This window comes from Rhizobium pantanalense, assembly GCF_030182525.1.
Taxonomy (GTDB): domain Bacteria; phylum Pseudomonadota; class Alphaproteobacteria; order Rhizobiales; family Rhizobiaceae; genus Rhizobium.
The window spans coordinates 329,081-353,250 of the sequence record NZ_JAQJCH010000005.1 but is presented as its reverse complement, the minus strand read 5'-3'; the positions used below and the strand labels follow the sequence as shown (position 1 = coordinate 353,250).

27 protein-coding genes are annotated in these 24,170 nt (G+C 58.6%); 13 read left to right on the top strand and 14 right to left on the bottom strand.

The window, feature by feature from the left end; translation table 11 throughout:
• The first annotated feature begins 217 nt into the window (after nucleotides 1–217).
• Complete coding sequence (locus PH558_RS15835) at nucleotides 218–607, top strand: MerR family transcriptional regulator (RefSeq protein ID WP_069612249.1); 390 nt, start codon at nucleotides 218–220, stop codon at nucleotides 605–607.
• 22 nt (nucleotides 608–629) lie between these two features.
• Here the strand turns inward: PH558_RS15835 and PH558_RS15830 are convergent, their stop codons facing one another.
• From PH558_RS15830 to PH558_RS15820, 3 genes are read right to left on the bottom strand one after another with little or no spacing between them, the layout of a single operon-like run.
• Nucleotides 630–1,103: a methyltransferase family protein gene (locus tag PH558_RS15830; protein WP_113409123.1), complete on the bottom strand. Its 474-nt coding sequence runs from the start codon at nucleotides 1,101–1,103 to the stop codon at nucleotides 630–632.
• 12 nt (nucleotides 1,104–1,115) lie between these two features.
• On the bottom strand, nucleotides 1,116–2,105 hold the full coding sequence (locus PH558_RS15825; protein WP_285205354.1) for a heparan-alpha-glucosaminide N-acetyltransferase: 990 nt from the start codon (nucleotides 2,103–2,105) through the stop codon (nucleotides 1,116–1,118).
• 60 nt (nucleotides 2,106–2,165) lie between these two features.
• Nucleotides 2,166–2,858, bottom strand: a complete 693-nt coding sequence (locus PH558_RS15820) for a DUF599 domain-containing protein (protein WP_095434951.1) — start codon at nucleotides 2,856–2,858, stop codon at nucleotides 2,166–2,168.
• 198 nt (nucleotides 2,859–3,056) lie between these two features.
• Here PH558_RS15820 and PH558_RS15815 point away from each other — a divergent pair, with 198 nt between their 5' ends.
• Both PH558_RS15815 and PH558_RS15810 read left to right on the top strand, forming a co-directional pair.
• Nucleotides 3,057–4,466: an L-serine ammonia-lyase gene (locus tag PH558_RS15815; protein ID WP_095434950.1), complete on the top strand. Its 1,410-nt coding sequence runs from the start codon at nucleotides 3,057–3,059 to the stop codon at nucleotides 4,464–4,466.
• 58 nt (nucleotides 4,467–4,524) lie between these two features.
• Entirely contained in the window at nucleotides 4,525–4,959 is a 435-nt protein-coding gene (locus PH558_RS15810; RefSeq protein WP_285205349.1) for a DUF1489 family protein, read from the top strand.
• Here the strand turns inward: PH558_RS15810 and PH558_RS15805 are convergent.
• From PH558_RS15805 to PH558_RS15775, 7 genes are all read right to left on the bottom strand, one after another.
• Complete coding sequence (locus tag PH558_RS15805; RefSeq protein WP_092715253.1) at nucleotides 4,956–5,231, bottom strand: hypothetical protein; 276 nt, start codon at nucleotides 5,229–5,231, stop codon at nucleotides 4,956–4,958. The two genes, PH558_RS15810 and PH558_RS15805, sit on opposite strands and share 4 nt — an antisense overlap.
• Nucleotides 5,232–5,357: 126 nt before the next feature.
• A complete protein-coding gene (locus PH558_RS15800) occupies nucleotides 5,358–6,863 on the bottom strand; it encodes a D-alanyl-D-alanine carboxypeptidase (RefSeq protein WP_285205348.1) in 1,506 nt (501 codons plus the stop codon).
• Between the two features lie 117 nt (nucleotides 6,864–6,980).
• Complete coding sequence (locus PH558_RS15795) at nucleotides 6,981–7,751, bottom strand: hypothetical protein (protein WP_285205346.1); 771 nt, start codon at nucleotides 7,749–7,751, stop codon at nucleotides 6,981–6,983.
• Nucleotides 7,752–8,087: 336 nt separating this feature from the next.
• Nucleotides 8,088–8,693 carry a transglutaminase-like cysteine peptidase gene (locus PH558_RS15790; RefSeq protein ID WP_095434946.1) on the bottom strand — a complete coding sequence of 202 codons (606 nt, stop codon included), beginning with the start codon at nucleotides 8,691–8,693 and terminating at the stop codon, nucleotides 8,088–8,090.
• Nucleotides 8,694–9,084: 391 nt separating this feature from the next.
• Nucleotides 9,085–10,047, bottom strand: a complete 963-nt coding sequence (gene pip, locus PH558_RS15785; protein WP_285205344.1) for a prolyl aminopeptidase — start codon at nucleotides 10,045–10,047, stop codon at nucleotides 9,085–9,087.
• A 71-nt stretch (nucleotides 10,048–10,118) separates the two neighbouring features.
• Entirely contained in the window at nucleotides 10,119–10,748 is a 630-nt protein-coding gene (locus tag PH558_RS15780) for a PilZ domain-containing protein (RefSeq protein ID WP_285205343.1), read from the bottom strand.
• An 82-nt stretch (nucleotides 10,749–10,830) separates the two neighbouring features.
• Complete coding sequence (locus PH558_RS15775; protein WP_285205342.1) at nucleotides 10,831–11,493, bottom strand: PAS domain-containing protein; 663 nt, start codon at nucleotides 11,491–11,493, stop codon at nucleotides 10,831–10,833.
• 418 nt (nucleotides 11,494–11,911) lie between these two features.
• Between PH558_RS15775 and PH558_RS15770 the strand changes: the two genes are divergently transcribed.
• Entirely contained in the window at nucleotides 11,912–12,682 is a 771-nt protein-coding gene (locus PH558_RS15770; protein WP_285205340.1) for a rhomboid family intramembrane serine protease, read from the top strand.
• Nucleotides 12,683–12,847: 165 nt separating this feature from the next.
• Complete coding sequence (locus PH558_RS15765) at nucleotides 12,848–13,282, top strand: CBS domain-containing protein (RefSeq protein WP_015339966.1); 435 nt, start codon at nucleotides 12,848–12,850, stop codon at nucleotides 13,280–13,282.
• A gap of 148 nt (nucleotides 13,283–13,430) precedes the next feature.
• On the opposite strand, the gene PH558_RS15760 is transcribed toward PH558_RS15765, so the two are convergent.
• From PH558_RS15760 to folE, 3 genes are all read right to left on the bottom strand, one after another.
• On the bottom strand, nucleotides 13,431–14,390 hold the full coding sequence (locus PH558_RS15760; RefSeq protein ID WP_095434940.1) for a patatin-like phospholipase family protein: 960 nt from the start codon (nucleotides 14,388–14,390) through the stop codon (nucleotides 13,431–13,433).
• 108 nt (nucleotides 14,391–14,498) lie between these two features.
• Complete coding sequence (hisI, locus tag PH558_RS15755; RefSeq protein ID WP_095434939.1) at nucleotides 14,499–14,948, bottom strand: phosphoribosyl-AMP cyclohydrolase; 450 nt, start codon at nucleotides 14,946–14,948, stop codon at nucleotides 14,499–14,501.
• A gap of 25 nt (nucleotides 14,949–14,973) precedes the next feature.
• Nucleotides 14,974–15,585 (bottom strand): GTP cyclohydrolase I FolE, encoded by a 612-nt coding sequence (gene folE, locus PH558_RS15750; protein WP_075856928.1) that lies wholly within the window; start codon nucleotides 15,583–15,585, stop codon nucleotides 14,974–14,976.
• Between the two features lie 289 nt (nucleotides 15,586–15,874).
• Here folE and PH558_RS15745 point away from each other — a divergent pair, with 289 nt between their 5' ends.
• The 5 genes from PH558_RS15745 (at nucleotide 15,875) to PH558_RS15725 (ending at nucleotide 20,409) form a co-directional block, all read left to right on the top strand.
• Complete coding sequence (locus tag PH558_RS15745) at nucleotides 15,875–16,339, top strand: iron-sulfur cluster assembly scaffold protein (protein ID WP_285205338.1); 465 nt, start codon at nucleotides 15,875–15,877, stop codon at nucleotides 16,337–16,339.
• Between the two features lie 13 nt (nucleotides 16,340–16,352).
• Complete coding sequence (yidD, locus tag PH558_RS15740) at nucleotides 16,353–16,775, top strand: membrane protein insertion efficiency factor YidD (RefSeq protein WP_285205386.1); 423 nt, start codon at nucleotides 16,353–16,355, stop codon at nucleotides 16,773–16,775.
• Between the two features lie 3 nt (nucleotides 16,776–16,778).
• On the top strand, nucleotides 16,779–17,306 hold the full coding sequence (locus PH558_RS15735; protein WP_285205334.1) for a DUF1697 domain-containing protein: 528 nt from the start codon (nucleotides 16,779–16,781) through the stop codon (nucleotides 17,304–17,306).
• Between the two features lie 128 nt (nucleotides 17,307–17,434).
• Entirely contained in the window at nucleotides 17,435–19,423 is a 1,989-nt protein-coding gene (gene thrS / locus PH558_RS15730; protein ID WP_285205331.1) for a threonine--tRNA ligase, read from the top strand.
• A gap of 146 nt (nucleotides 19,424–19,569) precedes the next feature.
• A complete protein-coding gene (locus tag PH558_RS15725; RefSeq protein ID WP_095434934.1) occupies nucleotides 19,570–20,409 on the top strand; it encodes a lysophospholipid acyltransferase family protein in 840 nt (279 codons plus the stop codon).
• Nucleotides 20,410–20,484: 75 nt separating this feature from the next.
• Here the strand turns inward: PH558_RS15725 and PH558_RS15720 are convergent, their stop codons facing one another.
• Nucleotides 20,485–21,600, bottom strand: coding sequence for a hypothetical protein (locus PH558_RS15720; protein WP_095434933.1), 1,116 nt, complete (start codon nucleotides 21,598–21,600; stop codon nucleotides 20,485–20,487).
• A 108-nt stretch (nucleotides 21,601–21,708) separates the two neighbouring features.
• Here PH558_RS15720 and PH558_RS15715 point away from each other — a divergent pair, with 108 nt between their 5' ends.
• The 3 genes from PH558_RS15715 (at nucleotide 21,709) to PH558_RS15705 (ending at nucleotide 24,169) form a co-directional block, all read left to right on the top strand.
• Nucleotides 21,709–22,296, top strand: coding sequence for a nitroreductase family protein (locus tag PH558_RS15715; RefSeq protein WP_095434932.1), 588 nt, complete (start codon nucleotides 21,709–21,711; stop codon nucleotides 22,294–22,296).
• The gene (locus tag PH558_RS15710) at nucleotides 22,296–22,901 is read left to right on the top strand and encodes a flavin reductase family protein (protein WP_095434931.1); all 606 of its coding nucleotides are present in this window, start codon (nucleotides 22,296–22,298) and stop codon (nucleotides 22,899–22,901) included. Before PH558_RS15715 ends, PH558_RS15710 begins: the two co-directional genes overlap by 1 nt.
• A 113-nt stretch (nucleotides 22,902–23,014) precedes the next feature.
• Nucleotides 23,015–24,169 (top strand): DUF2336 domain-containing protein, encoded by a 1,155-nt coding sequence (locus PH558_RS15705; RefSeq protein ID WP_095436279.1) that lies wholly within the window; start codon nucleotides 23,015–23,017, stop codon nucleotides 24,167–24,169.
• Nucleotide 24,170: the final 1 nt, after the last annotated feature.

The window sequence follows — 24,170 nt, the reverse complement described above, 5'->3', positions numbered from 1 at the left end:
CCACCATTTCGTACTTCCCCTCGCATTGATTCGCGCATCGCATCGCCGAGGCGTCTGCTGTCTTTATGATCATCGAATTTACGGGAATTTCGTCCTCTCAGGCCTAATGAGCCTGTGTTTTGTCCTGCACTGGCGGGTATGAAACGGCGGCAACCCGTAAAAATTGACTATTACGTAAAAGTCAATATTATCATGGGCAGCAGATAGGGGCGGATTCTTGGTCGACGGATACTATAGCATAACGGAGCTCACTCGGGAATTCGGGGTTTCGACCCGGACATTGAGGTTCTATGAGGACGAAGGCCTCATCCACCCTGAGCGCAGGGGCCGAACGCGCCTGTTTCGCCCGGCCGACCGGCGTCTCATCATGGAAATTCTGCGCGGCCGCCGCATCGGCTTCACGATCGCCGAAATTCGCGAGATCATTCAGGTCTACAAAGAGCCTCCGGGTGAAATCGGCCAGCTGAAGCTGCTGATGAAGCGCGTCGACGAAAAACGCGACGAGTTGCGTCAGAAGCGCAAGGATATCGACGATACGCTGAGCGAACTCGACAATGTCGAGGAAGCCTGCCTCGGCCGTCTGGCTGAAATCGGTGTCGGCACCTGATCCGCAAAATGTTTGCCGATCATCAAAGCCAGCGCCGCGTGCGCTTGCAGTAAAATTCGAATTCGCAGCCGAATCGCGAGAGGAGATGCATCTCTTCACAACGGATGACGAGCAATGTCGTCAAGGCAGCCGCTATGGCCGCCATCGCCAGGAACCAGAGGTTGCCGATCAGCAGGCCGAGGCCCGCGGTCAGCAAGGTATAGCCGAGATAAGTCGGATTGCGGGTGAAGCGAAAGGGGCCCGAGGTCACGAGATGCGCGCTGCAGCGCTGGGTCAGAACGGTCGTGCGGCGTTCCAGCAGCGTTTTGACCGCCCACACATTGAGAGTTACCGCAAAGGCGGTCAACAACGCGCCAACCACCCATGAAACCAGTGCCCAGACGAAGGGCAAAGGCAAGGGATACATCCGCTGCAGATACAGCGCCGCCATGACGGCGAGGCTATAGAGCAGCGGCGGCCACGGAAAACTCAGCGACTTCGAACGATAGGCATTCATAGAATAACCCTGTCATTGCGCTTCATCCGTACATTGTATCGCGATTCGGCTTACACGTTCATCGCTATCTGCTTTGATTGCTCCAGATTCCAATGGTTTAAAAAGATTCTGGGCTTGTAATTTATCGAGTGTGCATTGGCAGAAGCTGCGGCACATGGATTCGCTGCCCGACCGGGTGCAGGAGGCCACGCATTGCCTGATATAGCCGACGCTCGCGTCCTGCGGCGGAGTCGGTGCGACCAGTGACAAAAGATAGACAAGGCCGAACAGCAGCGGCTGGTGAAGCAGATAAAAGATCAGGCTGTGCCGACCGGCGCGGGCAATGAGATTGCGGCCGGGGCCGAATATTGCCAGCCATTTAAGCCAGCCAAGAGATGTCCCCAATTGCGCTACGCCGAGGCCTAACAGGAATGGCGTCAGCCATGGGAAAAGCGGCACATAGTCATTCGAGCGCTGGATGTTTTCCGAAAGCCCCACCCACCAGAGCCAGGGCACGTCGAAAAATGTCGAATGCAGCGATAGAGGCGCAATGACATTGTCGACGACAATGCCAACGGCAAGCAGGATCGCGACAAGAAGCGTGGCTAATGCCGGCAGACGCAAGAATAAGAGCCCGATGAGGCTCGCCGCCGCGATGCTGTGCAGGATGCCGAAGAATATCCATTCGTCGCGCATGCCGATGAAGGTGACGAGGGAGATGGCAGCGGCGGCCGCCACAATCATGCCCAGTCGTCGCCAGTAGGAGCGCCAGCGAATCTGCGGCGTATTGGCAAGCACAAGGCTGACTCCTGCCAGGAACAGGAAGGTGCTGGCGATCGCGCGGGCGTAAAGCTTCAGCCAGCCTGTTTCCGCCGTGCCGGAATCGAGATAGCCGAAAAACTCGAAATCCCAGGTGCAGTGATAGCTTGCCATGGCCAGGAGCGCGATGCCGCGCGCCGTGTCCAGAATGCCGATGCGGGGCGTCTTTTGCGGTGCATCGGCACTCTCGGCGATAGCGACCATTGGCGGGTCCTTCCAGGCATGAACTCAGATCACAGCGCCGCTTCAGACGACGCGGGCATGTCATGGCACATCGCTATCCATAATGGCCAGACGGGCATCGGAAAAAAACTGCCGGCGAACCAGCACAATGATGATGAACATGGTCGTGACCATGAAAACGTAAGGGCTCAGGAACCAACCGAGATAGCCGATGGACAGGAAAATCGCCCTGAGGCCGGCGTTGAAATTGCGCGCCGCGATAATGTTCATGCGTACCACGCGCTCGGCCGCTCTTTCCGCACCCGCGGGATCGAGAAGGACGTCCTCGCGCATCGGCAGCGAACCGAAGAGAATGGTGCAATAGTTGAACAGGCGGTAAGCCCAGCCGAACTTGAAAAAGGCATAGCCGAAGAGGCAGGCAAGCCCGGCCACCTTGATTTCGAAGGCTGTGCGACCACCATTGAGAATGAAGGGCATATCCGAGAAGAAGGCGTTGATCTTATCGGTGGCCCCAAGAAGCGCAAAGCAGCTGCCGATGGCGAAGATCGATGTGGAGGCAAAGAAGCCGGTGCCGTTCTGCAGGCCTGAGAGGATCTGCGTGTCGATCATTTTCAGGTCGCGGCGAAGCGAGTTGTAGATCCATTCGCGGCGACGATCATTCATTGCCCGAGTCAGGCTGATGCGATTGAAGAAGCTGGCGCTGCTGGTGATCCAGTTCAGCGCGACCCAGAGAAAGATGAAAAGGGCGAGGGCGACATAGTCGGCAGTCGTCATAAAGGGAGATTCTCCAGATCAATCCGATGTGGACTGTAGCGCAGCGTGTGGCGCGCGCAATGGCCTTCTGTTTGCTTCCTCGAATGCCTATATGTAATGTCGCTGCCATGAAATCCGATGTCGGCCAATCGCCGTGCAAGCTTGCCCCGATAGCGTAGCCTTGCCGGAAATCGATTTGCCTGGAGGCACCAAAGGTCAATGTTTCTCTCAGTTTTCGATGTGTTCAAGATCGGTGTGGGACCGTCCAGCTCGCACACGATGGGGCCGATGTCGGCCGCGAATCGCTTCCTCGACCTCGTTCTTTCGAACGAATGGCCGCGTCCGTCTTCGAATGTGCATGTCGAGTCGATCAAGGTCAGCCTGCATGGCTCGCTCGCCCACACAGGCATTGGCCACGGCACAGGCAGAGCGGTTATTCTCGGCCTGATGGGCGAGAAGCCTGATAGCGTCGATCCCGATCATATGGATGCCATTGTCGACGAGGTGGAGCGCAGCGGGCGCATCACGCCGCCAGGCCATCCGGCCTATCGATTCCAGCCGAAGACAGATCTCATCTTCGACAAGAAGGTGCCGCTGCCCGGTCATGCCAACGGCATGAGTTTCTCCGCCTTCGACAAGGACGAGCGTCTGCTGGTCAAGCGCATCTATTATTCCGTCGGCGGTGGCTTCGTCGTCACCGATACAGAGCTGGAGCAGATGAAGGCCGACCGAAAAAAGCCTGCCCCGGCCGGCGAGCGTGTTCCGTTCCCCTTCGCCAGCGCCAAGCAGATGCTCGAAATGTCCGAGCGTTCCGGTCTTTCGATTGCGCAGATGAAACGCGCCAATGAAGAGACGCATATGAGCGCCGAAGAGCTGGATGCCGGCCTCGACCGCATCTGGGCGGCCATGAGCAGCTGCATCGATCGCGGCCTCAAGGTCGATGGCATCATGCCTGGCGGCCTGAAGGTACGTCGGCGTGCGCGCGCCATTCATGACAAGCTGCAGGAAGAATGGCGCAGTAACCGCATCAATCCGCTGCTCGCCAACGACTGGCTGAGCGTCTACGCCATGGCCGTCAATGAAGAGAATGCGGCCGGCGGCCGCGTGGTCACCGCGCCGACCAATGGAGCGGCCGGCGTCATCCCGGCAACGATCCGCTATTATCAGCATTTTCACGAGGATTGGGATCAGGATGGCATTCGCAACTATCTTCTGACGGCCGCCGCCGTCGGCGGCATCATCAAGCACAATGCCTCGATCTCGGGCGCCGAGGTCGGCTGTCAGGGCGAGGTGGGCTCGGCGGCCGCGATGGCGGCTGCGGGACTTGCCGCTGTCATGGGAGCGACGCCGGAGCAGATCGAGAATGCCGCGGAAATCGCACTTGAACATCATCTCGGCATGACCTGTGACCCGATCGCCGGCCTGGTCCAGGTGCCATGCATCGAGCGAAATGCTCTCGGCGCGGTCAAGGCGGTTACCGCCGCTTCGCTTGCGATCAAGGGCGACGGCCAGCATTTCGTACCGCTCGACGCCTGCATCGAAACCATGCGCCAGACGGGTCATGATATGAGCGAGAAATACAAGGAAACCTCCACGGGCGGCCTGGCCGTCAATGTCGTGGAGTGCTGAGTGTGGACGCCTGATCTAAAAGCTTGACGCTGCCGGTCAAAAGGACTTCAACGGCATTATGGCTTTGCATCTCATCAAATTGTGCGTCGGCGCGGATTCGCTGGATGATCTGCGCGAATGGGTCTCCGAGCGGGCGATGAACGCCATTGCCGCCGGGCTGGAGCCGCACACGACCCATACGACGCGCATGGTGCCGAAACGGATAGACGAGCTGCTGGATGGCGGCTCGCTTTATTGGGTGATCAAGGGGCAGGTGCAGGCGCGGCAGAAATTGCTTGGCATCGAGACCTTCACCGACGCTGATGGTATTCAGCGCTGCCGGCTTATTCTAGACCCGAGCGTTGTCGAGACGACAGGGCAGCCGAAGCGGCCATTTCAGGGCTGGCGGTACCTGCTGCAAGACGATGTGCCGCGCGATCTCGACAGTCTCGGCGCGGCAGCCGAATTGCCCGCCGATCTACGGCGGGAACTTTCCGAACTCGGATTGCTTTAACGCAGTCGCATCATGATCGGCGCACGGCCGGTCGGAGCGGTGATGTGCAGATGAATATGTGCTTCCGGCTGCGAGTAACGCCAGGCGCGCGCGCCATGGCAAAGCAGGATGCCGATCAAATCTTTCGTCTTGTTACGCGAACGCGAACGGCTAAGACCCAGGTCTGCCAGCCGCATCGCCGCCTCATGCAGCGGATGAAGAGCAAAGCCCTTCTGTTTCATCTTGCCCCCGCCGTCGAGCGAGAAACCGGGAAAGTTCTCGTTCATTGCCATTTCAAAACCCCGTACACGTTACAAACTCAGGGCCGGCCCGTTTGACATTCGGAACCGGAGGATCGGGCGCAACAGAAAGCCCGACCAATCTTCAGATCATGCGGCGCGAAAACACCGGCCACATTCCTATTCCATGCTCGCCCAGCACTTGACGCCGGCTCGCTTGAGCACCTTGCACACATTCACTGCTTCGCTCTGATCTTCGAAACCGCCAAAACGGGCGCGGTAACCGCCATCGAAGGCGACTGCATAGGGCTTGGCCGAGCGCAGCGCCTTGCCACCCTTCGTCTTAGCCGTATCAAGCAGGTCGGTTGCGCCATCCTTACTGGAGGAAACGCCGATCTGCACGACCCAGCCAGTCGGCCCGCGCTCGGCTTTGGTTGCTTTTGCAACCTTCTCTGTCTTTTCGGTCCGCTGCAGCTTTGCGAGCTTCGTATCGCTCTTGGAGGTTGATGCAGTCGTTACGGTATCGATCTCATCCTCATCGGCATTGTCCGACGATCCGGCGGAGGCCGTTTCGTCATAGGCTGGCCGCTTCACGGACTCCGGTTTCGCCGAAAGCAGTGGATTGGAGGAGGAAGATTGCCGCGTTACCGCTGCGAAGGCCGACGCACTGGAAGGATTGGAATCGGCGACTTCGGTCGTCCCGTCATTCTTGATCTTTGCGCGGCTGATATCCGCCATGCGTGCGCTGGCTGCCTGCACATTGGGCGTTGCGGCCGGGACCTGTGCGATCACATTGGAATCAATATGCTTTGTCGATGCCTTAGGCAGATAGTCAGCGATCAGCTTGCGCATCTGGTTGTCACGAGCCGGCGTCGAAGCGCCGCCAAGGACGACACCGACGATGGAGCGACCATCGACTTTCACGGAGGTTGCGAGATTATAGCCGGCGGCACGCGTGTAACCGGTCTTGATGCCGTCGACGCCACGCACGGAGCCCACCAGGCGATTGTGACCGAGGATCGTGCGATTGCCCAGCCGGAAGCTCGTTTCGGAGAAGAAACCGTAATATTCCGGGAAATGCTCGCGCAAGGCGATGCCAAGGCGGGCCTGATCGCGCGCCGTCGTCATCTGCGCTGTGTTCGGCAGGCCGTTCGGGTTACGATAGGTCGTGCGCGTCATGCCGAGTGCCCGCGCCTTGTCGTTCATCATCCGGGCAAAGCCTTCCTCCGAACCGCCAAGCATTTCGCCAAGCGCCATTGCGGCGTCATTGGCAGACTTCGTGACGATGCCGAGAATCGCCTCGCGAACAGTCACGGAGCGGCCGGCGCCAATACCGAGCTTGGTGGGAGCCTGTGCTGCAGCGTTCTTCGAAAACACGACGGGGGTATCGAGGGTGATGCGGCCAGCTTCGAGAGCTTCGAAGGTCAGATAGACCGTCATCATCTTGGTCAGCGAGGCCGGATAGTGCAGCGTGTCGGCGTTTTCACTGTAGAGAACATTGCCGGTATTGGCATCGATGACGATGCCCGCATATTTCGGACCGGCCGCGCTCGCGTCAATGACAGTCACCGCGACCGTCGCCGTTGCGATCGAAAAACCAAGAAGCGCTCTCGCCAGAATCTTACCGGTTTGAGACGACGAAACGGAAAGAATGGATCTGGACACTAAATCACTCTCTGCTTGCATTTACATACTCGATTATCCGGCCGCCGCCTCCATGAACGGCCATTCCGTTCGAATGTAGAGGCTTAGCGTTACCAATCGGTTTATGATGAACAGTTGGTTTCAGGTTTCTGCGCCATTTTAGCGGCCGCCCACAGCTGTCGTCGCAGGTACGGCATTATCCACAAGACGCGTTTTGACGAAGTTCTGGACGGCGGCATCCATGGCGCGCCAGTCACCCAGCTGATTGCTGGAAAAGCGATAGAGAACGCTCAAGTCCTTACCGACCTTGATGTCTCTCTGACAATCGCCGCTGGTTGCCAGCGTGGGCGAGGAGGGCAGGAGACAGCGCACGACATAATCGGTCTCGTCAGGCCGCGGCGCCGTCAGAAGGATTTCGTCGTTGTAGCCGGCATCCGCACGAAGCCGATGCGCGGTCAGGCCGAAGGGGCCGGCATAGGCCACCCCATCCATCAGTTGCGAATAGATCGGACCGAGCCGGCCGGACATGTCGTGGGACATCGTGCTCTGGCTGATTTGCAGGAAGATCAGTGAGGACGATTGCGAGATATCGTCGAAACGCATGCGATCGGCTTCGCTATAGCCCTGCATCTGCGGCCAGGTCAGATAAAGATCGACGCGTTCGGCCGTACCGTCCGAACGCTCGCTCGGAAAGCGAATGGTGTTTGCAGCCAGACGCATTGTATCGTCGCCGATCGTGACAGAGATAGGCTTGGTTTCCGTCGTATGCCCTGCAAGCGAAATTTTCTCACCAAGCCAGTGTCCACCAACGGATATGGCGACGGTCAAGGCTGCCAGAACGGCAACACCGGTCGTGAGCCGATAGACAAAGCCGCTCGATATTAGCGGTCTTTCTTCGATCATTGCGGCGGATGACAGAGGAGGAGCCATACTCTTGCCTTCATTTCCTTCCGCTCAGGTCGCCATCATCGACGGCAAAGCCTCGCGGCGCCTGACTTTTTGAGTCTCGTTGGAAATGATGATTGGCGCCACGATGGTTAACCGACGGTTAAATATGTGTCGCAACCCATGCTAATGGCGCACTTAAATTCTCGGGGTATTTTCAGCCTTGGTTTTGGGGCCTAGTTACCAAAGGAAAAAGAGCCGTTCCCTGGGACAGTGGGAACGGCTCAGAGGCACCGGCCTGGACAGAAATCAGGGGACGAGACCGGGCCTCTGACTTTGACCATCGACGCTAGGTCGCCGATGATCCTGTGTGAAGAACGCTTATTTCAAGCTGCCGACCGCGACGGCGCGGCCATCCTGGATCTTGACCCAGCGAGCCGGGTGGTCGGCGGACTGGCGCTTGAGGAAGGTATATTCGGTCTCGGACCAGAGCTTCACCTTGTTGCGCATGTTATCGAGAATGAAATCGCCGCGATCCGTGCGTACCGTCAGCACGGCATGACCTTCGCCGTTCGGCTGCAGCACAACGGTCATGAGCAGATCGGAAGGCGAGAAGCCGGCATCGATGAGCTGCTTGCGCTTCAGAAGCGCAAAATCTTCGCAGTCGCCGGCGGTGGTCGGGATCGCCCACTTTTCCTCGACGCCGTAAAGCTCCATATCGGTCATGGGCTTGATGGTCGTATTGACCGTGTAATTGATCTTCAGGATCGTCTTCCAGCTATCCTGGTTCAGGATCATCGGGCCTGCGTCACCGCCGGCATAGGCGCATTCCCGCGGGTTCTCCTGACAGAACTCATAGTGACCGATCGGAGGAGCGGCGTCGCCTGTTATCGTCATGTTGGCGGGTGCTGCCTGAGCAAGACCGAAGAAGCCAAGAGTGGAAAGCGCCAAAGCGGCAAGCCCGCGAAGTACGATTTGAAAGTTCATGTCCCTGTCCCTGTTCTTATTGGGATCAGAATGACACGCGTGATTTTATCTGACGCAAAATTGCACAGTTAAATTAATGGCTTAGTTGAATCAAATCTGGAGAAAACTCTCATAAAACACGCAGAAAACTTGATTCAAGTTCGCGGCAAATTCGATTAAAATTTGAGGAATTTTGGTATGAAGTGCAGCGAAGCGAGAGTTTGATATCCAGCTGTTTCGGAACGGTTTTCGACAATGAGAATCGTTAACGTCCGGGCGCAAATTTGGGCAGAAACCGTGTTGTATGGACACAGAGCCCACCTCGCGATAGGCCTACCGAGTACTGGAAATGACCGCAAGAACCTCGATCTGTCCCATTTTGGGAAAGCTGGCTAAAAAAATATTTTGATTTTTATTCTCGGCCGTCGCGGCGAAGCCCGTCGGTTGTGCGAATGATCGCGGCAGCCATCTCCACAACAGCCGGCGAGTGGGCCGCGTTCGCAACGACCACCAGTTCCGCCTCTGGCCATGCTTGCGACAATTCCCAGGCGGTTACCAGCGGCGCCTCGAGATCCATCCGGCCCTGAATCATCGTGCAGGGGATACCGGCGAGCCGATGGATGTCGCGCAGGATCTGCCGTTCCTCGAGCCAGCCGAGATGGTGGAAGTAGTGGGTGATGATCCGGGCACGGGCCGTCAGATAGCGAGGATCGGACCACCGAGACGGAAGGGTATTGCGCGGATCGATCAGGATCGAGGCGCCCTCCCATTCGTGCCAGTCTCTTGCAGCTCTCACGTGGATTTCGGGATCTGGGTCAAGTAGGAGGCGATAGTAGGCAGCGACGAGATCACCATCGCAATCCTCTTCGGGCACGGCAGCGCGAAAGCGTGCCCATTGCTCCGGAAAGAAGCGACCGAGACCTTGATAGAGCCAATCGATTTCCGATCGTCTCGTCATGGTAATGCCGACGAGGAGCAAGCCTTCCACTCGTTGCGCATGGGTTTCGGCATAGACGAGCGCAAGTGTGCAGCCCCAGGAATTGCCGAATACGATCCAGCTTTGAACGCCGAGGTGCAACCGCAATTGCTCGATATCGGCAATCGTATGCCATGTCGTGTTGGCCGAGAGATCGATCGCCGGTTCCGACGCATGCGGAAGGCTGCCACCGCAGCCGCGCTGATCGAACTGAATGATTCGATAATAATGCGGGTCAAAATAACGTCGCGTTCCAGCGGAACTTCCTGACCCGGGACCGCCGTGCAGGATAAGGACCGGCCTGCCTTGGCGGTTGCCTGATTGCGTCCAATGAATCCGCTGGCCATCACCGACCTCAAGCAGGCCTTCGTCAAAAGGAATTGTGTCCGGGTAAAGCATTTGCCGTCACGCGTTGAGAAGAAGACAGGCGTCGCTTTTTCGCGACGCCGCGTGACAGGAGGATGACAATATCAGAGAAATTCGCGCAGGTTCTCGCGCGACTGCAGCGAAAGGAATTCGATCGCCACGCCCTCCATGAAATGGCGAACGACGCGGCCACGCATATTGCCGAGGCGCACCGGCGTCCCGATCGTGGGGCGTATTTCGACATCGACCGCGGCACCCGAGAGCGAGAGGTCCATGATGCGGCAGACATATTGCGTACCGTCGTCGAGCGTAAGCTCGCAGCGGGTGTTGCGCGGCGTCAGGCGATCGTGGCGGCGATCTTCCGCCAGGCCAAGTTCGTGCTTGTTGGCAAGCCAGGTCAGTTGGGCGGCAAGCTTTTCGCGTTTCCGCTCGGTCGCATTGATCGACATGGTGAAGCCGCGGCCATCGACGGCAACGACATTGCCCTCGACGCGGCCAAGGTGATCGATATAGGCGACGACGCGCTCGTCGGCGCGCGGACGTCCCAGGCAGGTGACATGAAGGTCGCCCGGCGACATCTCGGTGACTAGGCACTCGAACTCCTCGTAGTTAGCCAGCATCAGGCGACCTTGCATATTGATCGGAACCCGTTGAAAGGTCCGCTGATCATTGCGAACAGCATTGCCTGTCATTTGGTTGGGCCGCGTCGCATGGGCCGGCTGGAATGAGTGCATGAAGCGTCTTGAACCCTATTGCGTCTCCTCCAACTATTAGCCGCAACTCCTTAAAGTAAGGTTGTCTTTCCCAAGGCATGGCTTAGAGATGATCGTCGATTTTGTTCCGAGCTGGGTCAATTCCAGCTCTCTCGCGCCCATTTTTTGCTTGAATTAACTTTCGACGCATCCATTCGCCCAGGCTGGTGCTTCCCTGATGCGGCAGGAGATCTGTTGGATCGGGATGGGGCGGCGCATTCACGAGCCGGACGGGGCGGTCGCGAAGCAGGCGGCTGCGGTCCAGCGCCAGAAATTCCAGGCGCTCATTGCCGAGCCATGTCGTGTAAACGGTAGGCGTCAGGCAGCCGAGCAGTCTGTCGCAAGTGTCGCTCGATGTGCGAACCGGCAGCAATATCAGCTCGAAGGTCATGCTGCGGCCACTAATGCAATATCCCGTCGCATGGATCGATGCGGGAACCACGTGCCTCATCACGCCGGCGGCGATGTGCACCGGATCGTCCTGCTGACTGCCAGCCCAGAGCGCCGCGAAATCCTCGCCGCGAATCTCGCGCCCCATGAGGTTGCAGATCGCCGTACCGGCCAGACGGAAGCGGGGATTGTCGTCGGCCGTGTTTTCCAAGATGAACAGCTCGGGAAGAATATGTCCGATCGCCGACGGTTGTATCAAATTGCGCAAGGGGGCATCAGCGTTGCCGCGTATATGCTCCCAATAGGTAAATATATCGATGCTCGTCTTCTGGCGCATAATGCGTCCGTGTCCCATTTCATTTCAAATACAAAGGCATTCATTGCCCTCGACTCCACCGTTGCGAATTCCATGCCAGAGCCGGGCCGTTAGGGTTAACAGGGGGTTTCGCTTGCTCCACCCGATGGTCGGTGTAAGGCTTTGTTCATCACTTCACCAAGTGACCTTCAGCACGAATTTCCCGGGCGCCGGAGGGACCAGCGAGGTCCAATCCGGAGAGGAGCATCCCGGTGCGCCGCCCCATATTGCGGGCGGCTTTTTTTTTGATTTTTGCTGCGGTATGTGTCGAAGACTTCCGGAACCTTTCCGCTTTTCTTCGAATAGCGAAAACGCTCCATCCCTTTGTTTTACGCAATTCCGGACGGAAAACCGCTTCGCACTTTTCCTGGAATTGCTCTATCGATAAGCCGAGCAAGACATGGACGATGAACAGCTGCCGCGCCCAGAGCCGGAAAATCCGCGGCCGCAGCAGCATGTGCCCGCCTTCAACCTGCCTCCCGCGATTCTGGCGAGCCTTGCTGTTCTGATCGTCATCTTCGCGGTCATGAACCTGCCCTCGTGGTCGGACGATACGCTGAACTGGATTTATTTCGCCTTCAGCTTTATCCCGGCCCGCTATGCTTTTCCCTTGTCACAGCAGGGGCTGGAATGGCTTTGGACGCCGGTCACCTATTCGCTGCTGCATGGGGGGATCGAGCATATCGTCTTCAACAGTCTCTGGCTGATGGTCTTTGCCGCGCCCGTGGCGCGACGCATCGGTGCGCTGCGCTATGTGATTTTCTGGATTTTTTCGTCCGCCGCTTCCGCCTTCCTGCATGCGGCGCTCTATTGGGGAGACCAGACGCTTTTGATCGGTGCGTCCGGAGTCGTGTCGGCGTTGATGGGGGCAGCTTGCCGCTTTGCGTTTCCAGCCATGGACGGTCGCAGAGTTTCCATGCGACAGGCGCATCTCAATCCGCGCCTCAGCACGTTGGAGTCGCTTCGAAGCCGTACCGTCGTCGCCTATATCGTCATGTGGGTCGCCGGTAATGCACTCGTAGCCTTCGGCATCAATCTTGCGGGCGATAGCTCGCAGCCGGTGGCCTGGGATGCTCATATTGGCGGATTCCTGTTCGGATTCCTGCTTTTTGCACCCTTCGACCGGCAGCCGCCCGTGGAAGCTCAGGAAGCTTTACCACTCGATGAATGAGCTGTTGCTTTCTGACTGACACAGGCGCACCATTGCTATCCGTCGATCGTTGGATGAGGAGATCGACCGACCGACGGGCAAGGCGCCGGTTTGAGCTCCGGGGGTAATTTCGGAACATATCGGACGCTTCAGGTGTTCATCATGCTTTCGAGATGGGAGGATCGAATGTCAGTTTCCGTAAAGGCCATACTTGAAGCCAAGGGCCGCGACGTCGTGACGACGGGCGGCAATACGACCGTTGCCGAGGCCGCGAAAATTCTCAACGAGAATCGCATCGGCGCCATCGTGGTCGTCGGACCGGGCGGCAAGATTTCCGGCATCTTCACAGAGCGGGATGTGGTCAATGCCGTTGCCAAGCAGGGGCAGGAATGCCTCGACAAACCGATTGCATCGATGATGACGGCCAAGGTGCATCGCTGCAAGGAAGATACGACCACCGACGAGTTGATGGAACTGATGACGATGCGCCGCTTCCGCCACGTTCCCGTCGAGGAGAAGGGCAAGCTTTCCGGCATCATCTCCATCGGCGACGTTGTCAAATGGCGCATCCGCGAGATCGAACTCGAGGCCGAGCAGATCAAGGCCTATATCGCCGGGTAAGAAGCAGTTCGGTGTGATCGAAGCAATCGGCGCGGTGGATCGCCTACGGTAAGCAACGGCCTGAATTCCGAGCAAAGCGCCGATTGCGCAGCGTTAGCGGAGCGTCTCGCCGGCAGAAAGGTCTACTGAGCTACCGGTTTTTCAAGGCTTAACGCGCGTAGGCTTCTTGCATGCGCCGGATTTCTGTCAATCTTGCCGATGCTTCCTCGTAGCCGCGTTCTATTGCTTCGCCAGCACGATGAAATTCCGAAAGGCCGATATCGCTGAGGCGCGGATGCAGTGCCAGATCGGGCGGGTCGCCGGCAAGGCGTGCGCGCGCAATTCTATCCTGTATTATGTTGAAAGCCTGCACCATAACACCCGTCATGCCGAGTTTCATGGCGGGCGCATCCTCGCGGCGCAGCAGATCGCCGTTGGGTGAGCCGACATTGTGCTTGACCACCGCGGACCGGCCATAGAGATCGTAGTGCAGGTTTACCGCAACCACCAACGGCTGTTCATAAGTTCGGCAGACCGAAACCGGCACCGGATTGACCAGGGCGCCATCGACCAGCGTACGGCCATTGGAGCGCACCGGCTCGAAGATGCCGGGCAGGGCATATGATGCCCGCAGTGCAGTGATGAGAGAGCCGTTGGCAATCCAGACTTCATGGCCTGTGTTCAACTCCGACGCGACGGCGACGAAGGGACGGTCGAGATCTTCGATGGAAAATCCTTCCAGATGCTCCTGCATGCGCTTGGTGAGCCGCATGCCGCCGAACAATCCGCTTCCGCCGATGGTTAGGTCGAGCAGGCTGGCGATACGCCGCATGGTCAGCGAGCGCGCGAAAGCCTCGAGTTCGTCAAGCTTGCCGGCAAGATAGCAGCCACCGACGAGGGCGCCGATCGACGTACCGGCAATCATGCCGACTGCAATGCCGGCTTCGTCGAGTGCGCGCAAAACACCGATATGCGCCCAACCACGCGCAGCACCACCGCCGAGCGCCAAAGCAATCTTCACTTTTTTAGGAGGAGCGGGAGGGAGAAGCGGGGTAGACGTATCCTGCGTAAGGCCTGAACCGGGCGAGCTCTGTCCGCCGATATGACGATTCAACCCCCAATTCAGCATTTTTACGCCTCCTCCAAGGCTCCGTGTGCCTCGGCTAAAATACTGTCCCTTTTTCGTTTCCAAATCGTATACTGGTTGTGGCTTGCTGAAACACCATCACCGATAGATCTACTGTTTGTAGACTTCTTCCGGATTGAAATGCAGGTGATCGTCGGCCACACTCAGCACCGGCTTCCCATCTTCGAGCTCGACTGTTCGATAGAAGCAGGAACGGCGGCCAGTATGGCACGTCGCATCATGTCCGGCGACCTCCACTTTCAGCCAGATTGCATCCTGATCGCAATCCGTTCGGATTTCCTTCACCGTCTGAAGGTTTCCGGAGGTTTCGCCTTTTTTCCAGATCTTACCGCGCGAGCGGCTGAAGTAGTGGGCCGTGCCGGTCTTGATCGTCAGCGCGAGCGCCTCGGCATTCATGTGCGCGACCATCAGCAACTCGCCATCATGTGCATCCGTCACGATCGCGGTGATCAGGCCGCGATCGTCGAAACGGGGCGTGAAATCGCCTGCATCCTCCAACTCGGATTTATCTTCGGAGGGAGCATTGAAAATCAGGTTCATTTCCCGCTCTTTCGTTGAAGCCCGGTCAGCGACCCCGGACCAAGGACATGAAACGAGCCTGCTCGGCCGGATCGGCCTTGAAGGCACCCGTGAAGGTCATCGTCAGCGTCGAGGAGCCCTGCTTCTTTATGCCGCGCATGGACATGCACATATGTTCGGCGTCGATCATCACGGCAACGCCGCGCGGACGCAGCGACTCGTCGATCGCATTGGCGATTTGGGCCGTCATGGCTTCCTGCGTCTGCAGCCGGCGCGCAAAAATATCGACGACACGCGCGATTTTCGACAGGCCGAGGACACGACCGCTTGGCAGATAGGCGACGTGCGCCTTGCCGATGATCGGCACCATATGATGTTCGCAATGCGAGTAGAAAGGGACGTCCCGCTCTAGAACGATATCGTCGTAGCCCGAGACTTCTTCAAAAGTGCGGCCGAGCACATCCTCGGGATTCAGCTCGTAGCCGCCGAACAGCTCCCGATAGGCCTTGGCAACGCGCGCAGGCGTATCGAGCAGGCCTTCGCGACGCGGATCATCGCCGGCCCAGCGAAGGAGAACGCGGATTGCGTCTTCAGCTTCCTGCTGCGACGGACGTTCGGAATCAGTGACTTGCGGAAAATTCTTTACAATGGCGTCCATTACCTGTGGTTCTCCTGATCCGCTGTGCGGATATCATTTTGTCGGACTCGCCACTGGCATTCCCCGAGGTACGGAGATTTTGTACCTTTGGCGGGCTCCGGGGCGTTCTGGCTGGCGGATAAGCCTGCCGTCCTGCACGGTTTCCCATCAAACTTACAGAAGACCATTGCATTTCGATGGTCTTCGAACGACATACATATAGTATGGCATTGTCCCTGTGAAAGTGTCCTAAACGGACACGCTGTGTTTTTTGTTACGAAACACGAACAGGTGCATCGGAGCAAAATCTGTGATGGACGACATCTACAACAGCAAAATCCTAGAGTTTGCCGGCAATATCGGCCGCATCGGCAGTCTTCCTGACGCGGATGCCAGTGCCCAGGCCCACTCCAGACTGTGCGGTTCTCGCGTAAAAATCTGGCTGAAAATGGACGGCGATGTGGTGACCGATTTTGCCCATGACGTCAAGGCCTGTGCGCTCGGCCAGGCGTCATCCTCGATCATGGCGCTTCATGTCGTCGGTGCTACCGCCGATGAGGTGCGCAAGGCTCGGGAGGATATGCTCGCCATGCTCAAGGCCGACGGCGAGGGGCCTGACGGGCGTTTCGAAGATATGCGCTATCTAAAGCCGGTCAGGGATTACAAGGCCCGTCACGCTTCGACCATGCTGACGTTCGATGCCGTTGTCGACGCGATCGGGCAGATCGAGGCGGCGCGTCAAGGCGGAAATGCCAAAACGGCTGAAGCCGTCTGAGCAGGCGCTGACGATGTGCCAATTCTGTCTCATGCAGGACGACGATGAAGACGAGGGCGGTGCTGCGCCCTCCAAGCGAACACGGCGCGATGCATCACCAGGCGGCGACACGGCGATGAAGTCACGCAATTATGCCGGACCTTTCCGCAAAACACCGGACCGGCTCCTCGGCATGGGCCTCATTCGCCTTTATCAACTGACGCTTTCAGGATTCATCGGCAACTCCTGCCGGCACATCCCGACTTGCTCGGAATATGGCTATGAGGCGGTCGCCCGCCATGGGCTTTGGGCTGGCGGCTGGATGACATTATTTCGCGTGGCGCGCTGCGGCCCGGGGGGGACAAGTGGGCTCGATCCGGTGCCTGGCGAGCTGGAGCGCCGCTATCATTGGTGGACGCCCTGGCGCTATTTCCGCCTTGGGCAAAAGGCTGCCTGACCGTTGGCAGTCTATGTCGCGCTGCTTTACAGCATAGTCCTTGGCCCGGGCCGCAGAGTTATTATGTCCGATCTCAAGGCCATGGCGGAGAGTTTGGGCTTTCGCAATGCCCGAACGCTTGTTGCGACCGGCAATCTTGTTTTCGAAGCCGAGCCGCAGCCAATCGCATCGGTCGAGGCACAGCTTGAGACAGGTTTTGCTACGGCTTTCGGCAAGCATGTCGATATCATCGTTCGCGATGCCGATAGATGGCTGAGGCTCGCCGACGGCAATCCCTTTCTAGACGGGATCGGCAGCGAGGTCATCGTTCGGGTGATGCGGCAGCCCCTCGAACCCGAAATTCTCGATGTGCTTGCGAAATGCCGGCAGGACGAGTGCATGGCCGTTGTCGATGGCGATTTATGGATCGATTTCGGCCTCAAGGCTAGCGAGACGAAAATGCTGCCGGCTTTGACGACAAAGCGGCTCGGCATCGGAACGATGCGAAACTGGAACACCGTGCGTGGTTTAGCCGAGATGATCGGCCGCTAACGCCGCTTTTCCTTTACTAGAATGCGAAATACAGCTATCAGGCGCGCGGACATAAGTAAGCATTTACTTAGTCCGTAACTTTCGAAACCACCCGCATTCGTTGGCGGGACTGGACAAGGAGAATATCGATGTCCCAATCCGTTTCCCTGACATTTCCCGATGGCTCCGTGCGCAGCTTCGCTGCCGGCACGACCGGGCGCGATGTCGCCGAATCCATTTCCAAGTCGCTGGCCAAGAAGGCTGTCGCAATTGCTATCGACGGCACCGTGCGCGACCTTTCCGATCCGGTGACCGATGGCAGGATCGAGATCATTACCCGCTCGGACGACCGCGCGCTGGAACTGATCCGCCATGACACCGCACACGTTCTCGCCGAAGCCGTTCAGGAGCTCTGGCCGGGAACGCAGGTGACGATCGGCCCGGTCATCGAAAACGGCTTCTATTACGACTTCGCCAAGAACGAGCCCTTCACGCCCGATGACCTCCCGGTCATCGAGAAGCGGATGCGCGAGATCATTCAGCGTAACAAGCCGTTCACCAAGGAAATCTGGTCGCGCGAGAAGGCGAGGGAAGTCTTCGCCGCCAAGGGCGAGCGCTACAAGGTGGAGTTGGTGGACGCGATCCCAGAAGGTCAGGATCTGAAAATCTATTACCAGGGCGACTGGTTCGATCTCTGCCGCGGTCCGCACATGGCCTCGACTGGCCAGATCGGCAATGCTTTCAAGCTGATGAAGGTTGCCGGCGCCTATTGGCGTGGGGACAGCAACAACCCGATGCTGACCCGTATCTACGGCACGGCATTCGCCGAACAGGCGGATCTCGACAACTATCTGCACATTCTTGCTGAAGCCGAAAAACGCGATCACCGTCGTCTCGGCCGCGAAATGGACCTGTTCCATTTCCAGGAAGAAGGCCCTGGCGTCGTCTTCTGGCACGGCAAGGGCTGGCGCATGTTCCAGACGCTGGTGTCCTATATGCGCCGGCGGCTGCAGGGCGACTATCAGGAGGTCAACGCACCGCAGGTGCTCGACAAGTCGCTTTGGGAGACCTCGGGGCACTGGGGCTGGTATCGCGACAACATGTTCAAGGTTACCGTCGCCGGCGACGATACCGATGACGATCGCGTTTTCGCACTGAAGCCGATGAACTGCCCGGGCCATATCCAGATCTTCAAGCATGGCTTGAAGTCTTACCGCGAACTGCCAATCCGCCTTGCGGAATTCGGCGCTGTGCATCGCTACGAGCCCTCGGGCGCGCTGCATGGCCTGATGCGCGTGCGCGGCTTTACGCAGGACGATGCGCACATCTTCTGCACCGATGAGCAGATGGCTGCCGAGTGCCTGAAGATCAACGACCTCATCCTGTCGGTTTATGAGGACTTCGGTTTCAAGGAGATCGTCGTCAAGCTTTCGACCCGGCCCGACAAGCGCGTCGGTTCGGATGAGCTCTGGGATCGCGCCGAAAGCGTGATGATGGACGTGCTGAAGACGATAGAGGCGCAGTCCGAAGGGCGCATCAAGACCGGCATTCTGCCGGGCGAGGGCGCTTTCTACGGTCCGAAGTTCGAATATACGCTCAAGGACGCCATCGGCCGTGAATGGCAGTGCGGCACGACGCAGGTCGATTTCAACCTGCCGGAGCGCTTCGGTGCCTTCTACATCGACCAGCATTCGGAAAAGACGCAGCCAGTGATGATCCACCGCGCCATCTGCGGCTCGATGGAACGCTTCCTCGGCATCCTGATCGAGAACTTCGCCGGCCATATGCCGCTCTGGGTCTCGCCGCTGCAGGTCGTCGTCGCGACGATCACCTCGGAAGCCGATGCCTACGGCGAAGAAGTTGCCGAAGCACTGCGCGATGCCGGCCTCGATGTCGAGACCGACTTCCGCAACGAGAAGATCAACTACAAGATCCGCGAGCATTCGGTGACGAAGGTCCCGGTGATCATCGTCTGCGGCAAGAAGGAAGCCGAAGAGCGTTCGGTCAATATCCGCCGCCTCGGCAGCCAGTCGCAAACGTCGATGTCGCTCGACGAAGCGATCGCATCGCTTGCTCTCGAAGCGACGCCGCCGGACATTCTGCGCAAGCGCGAAGCACGGCGCGTTAAGGCCGCCTGACTGCCGATCGATATCTGGCGGCACCTTCAGGGTGCCGTCAGAGAACTGACATACGACTTTCATATAATTGATGAATCAACGCGTTGCTGTGGCTGCAGCATGTGACGCAACTGAGACCATAGGAGCGGGGCAGCCCCGTCGCGCACTTGGAATTCAAAGAATTATCCTACGCCAATGAACGGGACACGCGGATCAAGCGCTGGTTCATCCGCTCCATCGAAGGTCTTTCCGGCCGAGACCGTTATGCCCGGCTCTACGATATCTGGCGAACCGATATCGTCGGCAAGAGCGAGCGGGTTTTCGGCAAGATGCTTGATCTCATCGATGTGCGCCTGCTCATCAAGGGCGAGTGGCCCCCGAACCAAATCCCCGAGGCGCCGATCGTCATCGTCGCCAATCATCCCTACGGCATCGGCGACGGCATCGCGGTGCTGGCGCTTGCCGAGCAGTTGGGGCGTCCCTTCAAGGTCCTCATCAACAACGAATTGTTGAAAGTGCCTGAAATGAACGATTATTCGCTTCCAGTTTCCTTCGAGGAAACCAAGGAAGCGATGGCAATCAACATGAAGACCCGGCATGAGGCCGTTCGCCTGCTCAAAGAAGGCACGACGATCATCGTCTTTCCCGCCGGTGGCGTCGCAACCGCCAAGAAGGGCTTCGGCCGAGCAGAGGATCTTCCCTGGAAAATATTCCCGGCAAAACTCATTCAGGCGGCGCGCGCGAGCGTCATCCCCATTTATTTCGAGGGACAGAACGGCCGACTGTTCCATCTGGCGAGCCGCATCTCGATGACCCTGCGCATCTCGCTGCTGATCCGCGAATTCCGGCGTCTCTCGGGCAGCACGATAACAGCGCATATCGGCGCTCCTAGGAGCTGGGAAGCGCTCAGCGAGGGCAGCGATCGCAAGGATCTGCTGACGAAGCTCTATGGCGCGGTCTTCTCCATGGCCCCGCCGAGAAAGGTGCTGCGGCGCAGGGCGGGATAAGTAACGAAATTCTATCGCCGAGTGGTGATTGTCTGGATTGTTCGCGCCAGCGACCAAATCACGTCGTCTCGGGCATCAATCCATGCTATCGCCGTCATCTCCTCCGGCGGCCGGCGCCAATTGTTCGTAGGTGGGCAGCGGCTGCTGATTGGTGGTGGCCGGAGGCGTCTGGCTCTGGCGCATCGGCGGCATCTGGATCGGCAGCTGTCGGGCCGACTGTTCGGTATCGGCATCTTGCGGCTGCTGCTGTTTCATCAGCACCTCCACATCCGTATTCATGCCGGCGGCGACCGTGAAATCGCGCTGATAGATCTTGTCCTTGTTGCGGGCGACGGCCGTGTAGCGGCCTTCCGCAAGCACCATGGTCGGAAAGGCGCTGACGCTTTCCCCGACGATATCGCCCGCAGACGTCAGGATCGACCAGGCCGTATCGGCGATCGCCTCGCCGCCGGCATCAGAGACCAGCTTGAACGTGATCTTTGCCGCCCTGTGCTGGATGGTCGCCTCAGTCACCTTGCCGGCTTCCACCTGGATGTCGGCACGGATGACTGCATTGACCTCGCCATATTCGGAAACGACGTGATAGGTGCCGGCGCTAAGGCCGACCAGCGTGTTCGGCTTGACGTCGTCCATGACAAGACCGCGTTCGCCGTCCTCCTTGGCTTCGCTCGAATAGATCGAGAAGCTCAGCTCGTTCGGAGGAATGCGGACATCGGGGCCGGATACGGCGTTCAGGACCATCCCACCGGCGTCGAGAACCATCGTCTGCTTCTGGGTATCGCCGCTTTCAGGCACGCTCAGCCGCTTGGTGACACCGGCGCGGCCGAAAGAGACATTGACGAAATAGTCGCCCGGCAAAAGGTGGAAGGAGGCCGAGCCTCCGCGCGAGCTGGCAACCAGCGGCAGTTTGCCGTCAGCGCCCGCAATCGGGCTGAAGACGTACCAGGCAAGGCCCTGCTGCTGGGGGCCGCTCTGGGGCGTGAGTTTGGCTTCGAGGGAAACGTCGCGCAATGTGCGCGCAGGCGAATTTTCGCCATTCGGTGCCACGAAAGCATTGAGCTTCGGCATCTTGACGCTGCCGTCGAGCTGCTTGAATTCCTTGAAGGCATTCTGTGCCGAGGCGGCGGTACTCACGCTCACAAGTATTGCGAAAGCCGCGCTCAATCGGCGAGCGGATGAAATGCCTGACATGGATACCAACCGATTGACTTCCGATAAAACACACGCCACTTCAAAACCAATGCGGTGGCAAATTCAAGACCTCATCATACCACAAGCCAAAATGAAGGCAGTTCCTCAATGAAAACCGATATCAAGCTGGTCGACTATCTCGCGGTGCGCCGATCCATCCCTGCGTTCCAGATGTCGGAACCGGGACCGGGCAAGGCCGAAATCGAGGAGATTCTCCGGCTGGCTTCTCGCGTACCGGACCATGGCAAGCTCGCGCCCTGGCGCTTTATCGTCTATCGCGGCGGGGAGCGTGCGCGTATCGGTGAAGAGCTGCTGAAACTCGCGCTGGAAGCCAAGCCGGACCTTTCCGATGAGATGATTCAGGTCGAACGGACCCGCTTCACCCGCGCGCCCGTCGTGATTGCAGTCGTCAGCAAGGCGGCGCCGCATTTCAAGATTCCGGAGTGGGAGCAGTTGATGTCGGCCGGTGCGCTTTGCATGAATCTGCTGATTGCGGCCAATGCTCATGGCTGGGTCTCCAATTGGCTGACCGAATGGTTCGCCTTCGACGAGCGCGCCTATCCGTTGCTCGGCGTCCAGCCGGGCGAGAAGGTCGCCGGCTTCATCCATATCGGTTCGACAAGCTTCCCGCCGGTCGAACGCCCACGCCCGGAGCTATCGGAAACGGTGACCTGGATCGGCGGCGAGGACGCGTGATGTTCTATACGACAGACACCAATCGTCATGGGCTGGCGCATGATCCGTTCAAGGCGATCGTCGCGCCGCGGCCGATCGGCTGGATCGGCAGCAAGGGCAGGGATGGTTCGCTGAACTTGTCCCCTTATTCCTTTTTCAACGCCATCAGCGATCGGCCGAAGCTGGTGATGTTTTCTTCCGCCGGTCGAAAGGATAGCGTGCGCAATGTCGAGGAAACCGGCGTCTTTACCGCCAACCTCGTCAGTCGCCATATCGTTGAGAAGATGAACCATTCATCGATTGCCGTCCCCTATGGCATTAACGAATTTGAGCTCGCCGGACTGACGGCGAAGCCGGGCAAGCTGGTCGACGCGCCCTATGTCGCCGAGGCATTTGCCGTGCTCGAATGCAGGGTGACTGAAATTCTGCAACCCAAAGGTCTCGATGGGGAGGTATCGGAAAACATCATGGTGATCGGCCAAGTCGTCGGCATCCATATCGACGAGACGATCATTCGTGACGGCAGACTGGACATGGCGCTGGCACGTCCCATCGCGCGCATGGGCTACATGGATTACAGCGAGGGCAGTGACGTCTTCGAGATGATCAGGCCAAAGGCGCCCTGATGGGCGCCACTTGTGCCGATAGGCGATAGGTTAATAAGCAAGGTAAACGTCCCGTAAACCTTTGCCCGATAACGTGAAGCATATGAATTTGCGGGGCAAGAATCGCCTCGTTGATATCGGGGCGTTACGTGATCATAGAAGCATTCCTTCGCTGGGCTGAGACCGCCAAGGCAGAAAGCAGGGCCCGGGCGGCCAATGCACTCGGCAGGGCCTATCTGCAGTCGGAGATGCCGAAGGACGAGCGCGCGGCCGCCGAGATGGCGATGACCTATCTACTCGACGATCCGTCTCCTCGCGTGCGGCTGGCGCTTGCTGAAGCCGTCGCGCATTCGGCCAGTGCCCCGCGGAACGTCATTTTGTCTCTAGCCGAGGATCAGCCTGAGATCGCGGGGCAGATCATCCTGTTTTCGCCGGTGTTCACCGATGCCGATCTCGTTGATCTCGCATTGAGGGGCAGCGACGTGACACGGGTTCTGGTCGCGTCACGCGGGCAGGTACCGCGTGCCGTCTGCGCCGCTCTTGCCGAGATCGGCGGAGAGACAGAAATTTTGTGTCTGTTGGAAAATGACGGTGCATTGCTTTCGCAGGCTTCGCTCAAACGCATCGCCGAGCGCATGGGTGGTTGCGCCGAGATACGCGGGCTGCTTCTTTCCCGCGATATGCTGTCTTCCGACATCAAGCATCTGCTGATGCGTCAGATCAGCGACGCGCTTTCGGAATCGGCGCTCGTCCAGAGCTTTGTCGGCAGCTCCAGGCTGCAGCAGGTGACACGTGAAGCGACTGAATCCGCAACCGTTACGATCGCAGGAACGGCGCAGCACGAGCAATTGCCCGATTTGGTCGAGCATCTCAGGCAGAGTGGCTGGCTGACGCCGGCATTCCTGATGCATGCGCTGTGCTCCGGCAAGGTCGATTTCTTCGCCTGCGCGATCACCATCCTTTCCGGCTGTGACGAGCGCCGCGTACGCTCCATCATCTCCAGGGGGCGCATCTACGCCATTCGGGCACTCTACGAAAGCGCCGGATTGCCTCGGGATATCAGCACCATCTTCGTCGAGGCGACGATGATATGGCGTGAATCCTCCCGCAAGAACGGCAGTGCGATGCTGGAAGATGTTTCTTTGCGCCTGCTGCGCAAGTTCCGCTTAGCGGAGCCAGCTCCCGCCGCCGCGACACAGCTCCTCGACATGGTGGAGAAGCTTGCGAATGCCGAACGGCGGCAGGCCGCACGGAGTTTCGCCGCACTGGCGACGCTCGCCGCTGCGTGAT

Coding starts and splice junctions, on each gene's coding strand:
- PH558_RS15830 (WP_113409123.1), bottom strand. CDS start 1,103: ATGAATGCCTATCGTTCGAAGTCGCTGAGTTTTCCGTGGCCGCCGCTG.
- PH558_RS15825 (WP_285205354.1), bottom strand. CDS start 2,105: ATGGTCGCTATCGCCGAGAGTGCCGATGCACCGCAAAAGACGCCCCGC.
- PH558_RS15820 (WP_095434951.1), bottom strand. CDS start 2,858: ATGACGACTGCCGACTATGTCGCCCTCGCCCTTTTCATCTTTCTCTGG.
- PH558_RS15815 (WP_095434950.1), top strand. CDS start 3,057: ATGTTTCTCTCAGTTTTCGATGTGTTCAAGATCGGTGTGGGACCGTCC.
- PH558_RS15810 (WP_285205349.1), top strand. CDS start 4,525: ATGGCTTTGCATCTCATCAAATTGTGCGTCGGCGCGGATTCGCTGGAT.
- PH558_RS15805 (WP_092715253.1), bottom strand. CDS start 5,231: ATGGCAATGAACGAGAACTTTCCCGGTTTCTCGCTCGACGGCGGGGGC.
- PH558_RS15800 (WP_285205348.1), bottom strand. CDS start 6,863: ATGCAAGCAGAGAGTGATTTAGTGTCCAGATCCATTCTTTCCGTTTCG.
- PH558_RS15795 (WP_285205346.1), bottom strand. CDS start 7,751: ATGGCTCCTCCTCTGTCATCCGCCGCAATGATCGAAGAAAGACCGCTA.
- PH558_RS15790 (WP_095434946.1), bottom strand. CDS start 8,693: ATGAACTTTCAAATCGTACTTCGCGGGCTTGCCGCTTTGGCGCTTTCC.
- pip (WP_285205344.1), bottom strand. CDS start 10,047: ATGCTTTACCCGGACACAATTCCTTTTGACGAAGGCCTGCTTGAGGTC.
- PH558_RS15780 (WP_285205343.1), bottom strand. CDS start 10,748: ATGCACTCATTCCAGCCGGCCCATGCGACGCGGCCCAACCAAATGACA.
- PH558_RS15775 (WP_285205342.1), bottom strand. CDS start 11,493: ATGCGCCAGAAGACGAGCATCGATATATTTACCTATTGGGAGCATATA.
- PH558_RS15770 (WP_285205340.1), top strand. CDS start 11,912: ATGGACGATGAACAGCTGCCGCGCCCAGAGCCGGAAAATCCGCGGCCG.
- PH558_RS15765 (WP_015339966.1), top strand. CDS start 12,848: ATGTCAGTTTCCGTAAAGGCCATACTTGAAGCCAAGGGCCGCGACGTC.
- PH558_RS15760 (WP_095434940.1), bottom strand. CDS start 14,390: ATGCTGAATTGGGGGTTGAATCGTCATATCGGCGGACAGAGCTCGCCC.
- hisI (WP_095434939.1), bottom strand. CDS start 14,948: ATGAACCTGATTTTCAATGCTCCCTCCGAAGATAAATCCGAGTTGGAG.
- folE (WP_075856928.1), bottom strand. CDS start 15,585: ATGGACGCCATTGTAAAGAATTTTCCGCAAGTCACTGATTCCGAACGT.
- yidD (WP_285205386.1), top strand. CDS start 16,353: ATGTGCCAATTCTGTCTCATGCAGGACGACGATGAAGACGAGGGCGGT.
- thrS (WP_285205331.1), top strand. CDS start 17,435: ATGTCCCAATCCGTTTCCCTGACATTTCCCGATGGCTCCGTGCGCAGC.
- PH558_RS15720 (WP_095434933.1), bottom strand. CDS start 21,600: ATGTCAGGCATTTCATCCGCTCGCCGATTGAGCGCGGCTTTCGCAATA.
- PH558_RS15715 (WP_095434932.1), top strand. CDS start 21,709: ATGAAAACCGATATCAAGCTGGTCGACTATCTCGCGGTGCGCCGATCC.
- PH558_RS15710 (WP_095434931.1), top strand. CDS start 22,296: ATGTTCTATACGACAGACACCAATCGTCATGGGCTGGCGCATGATCCG.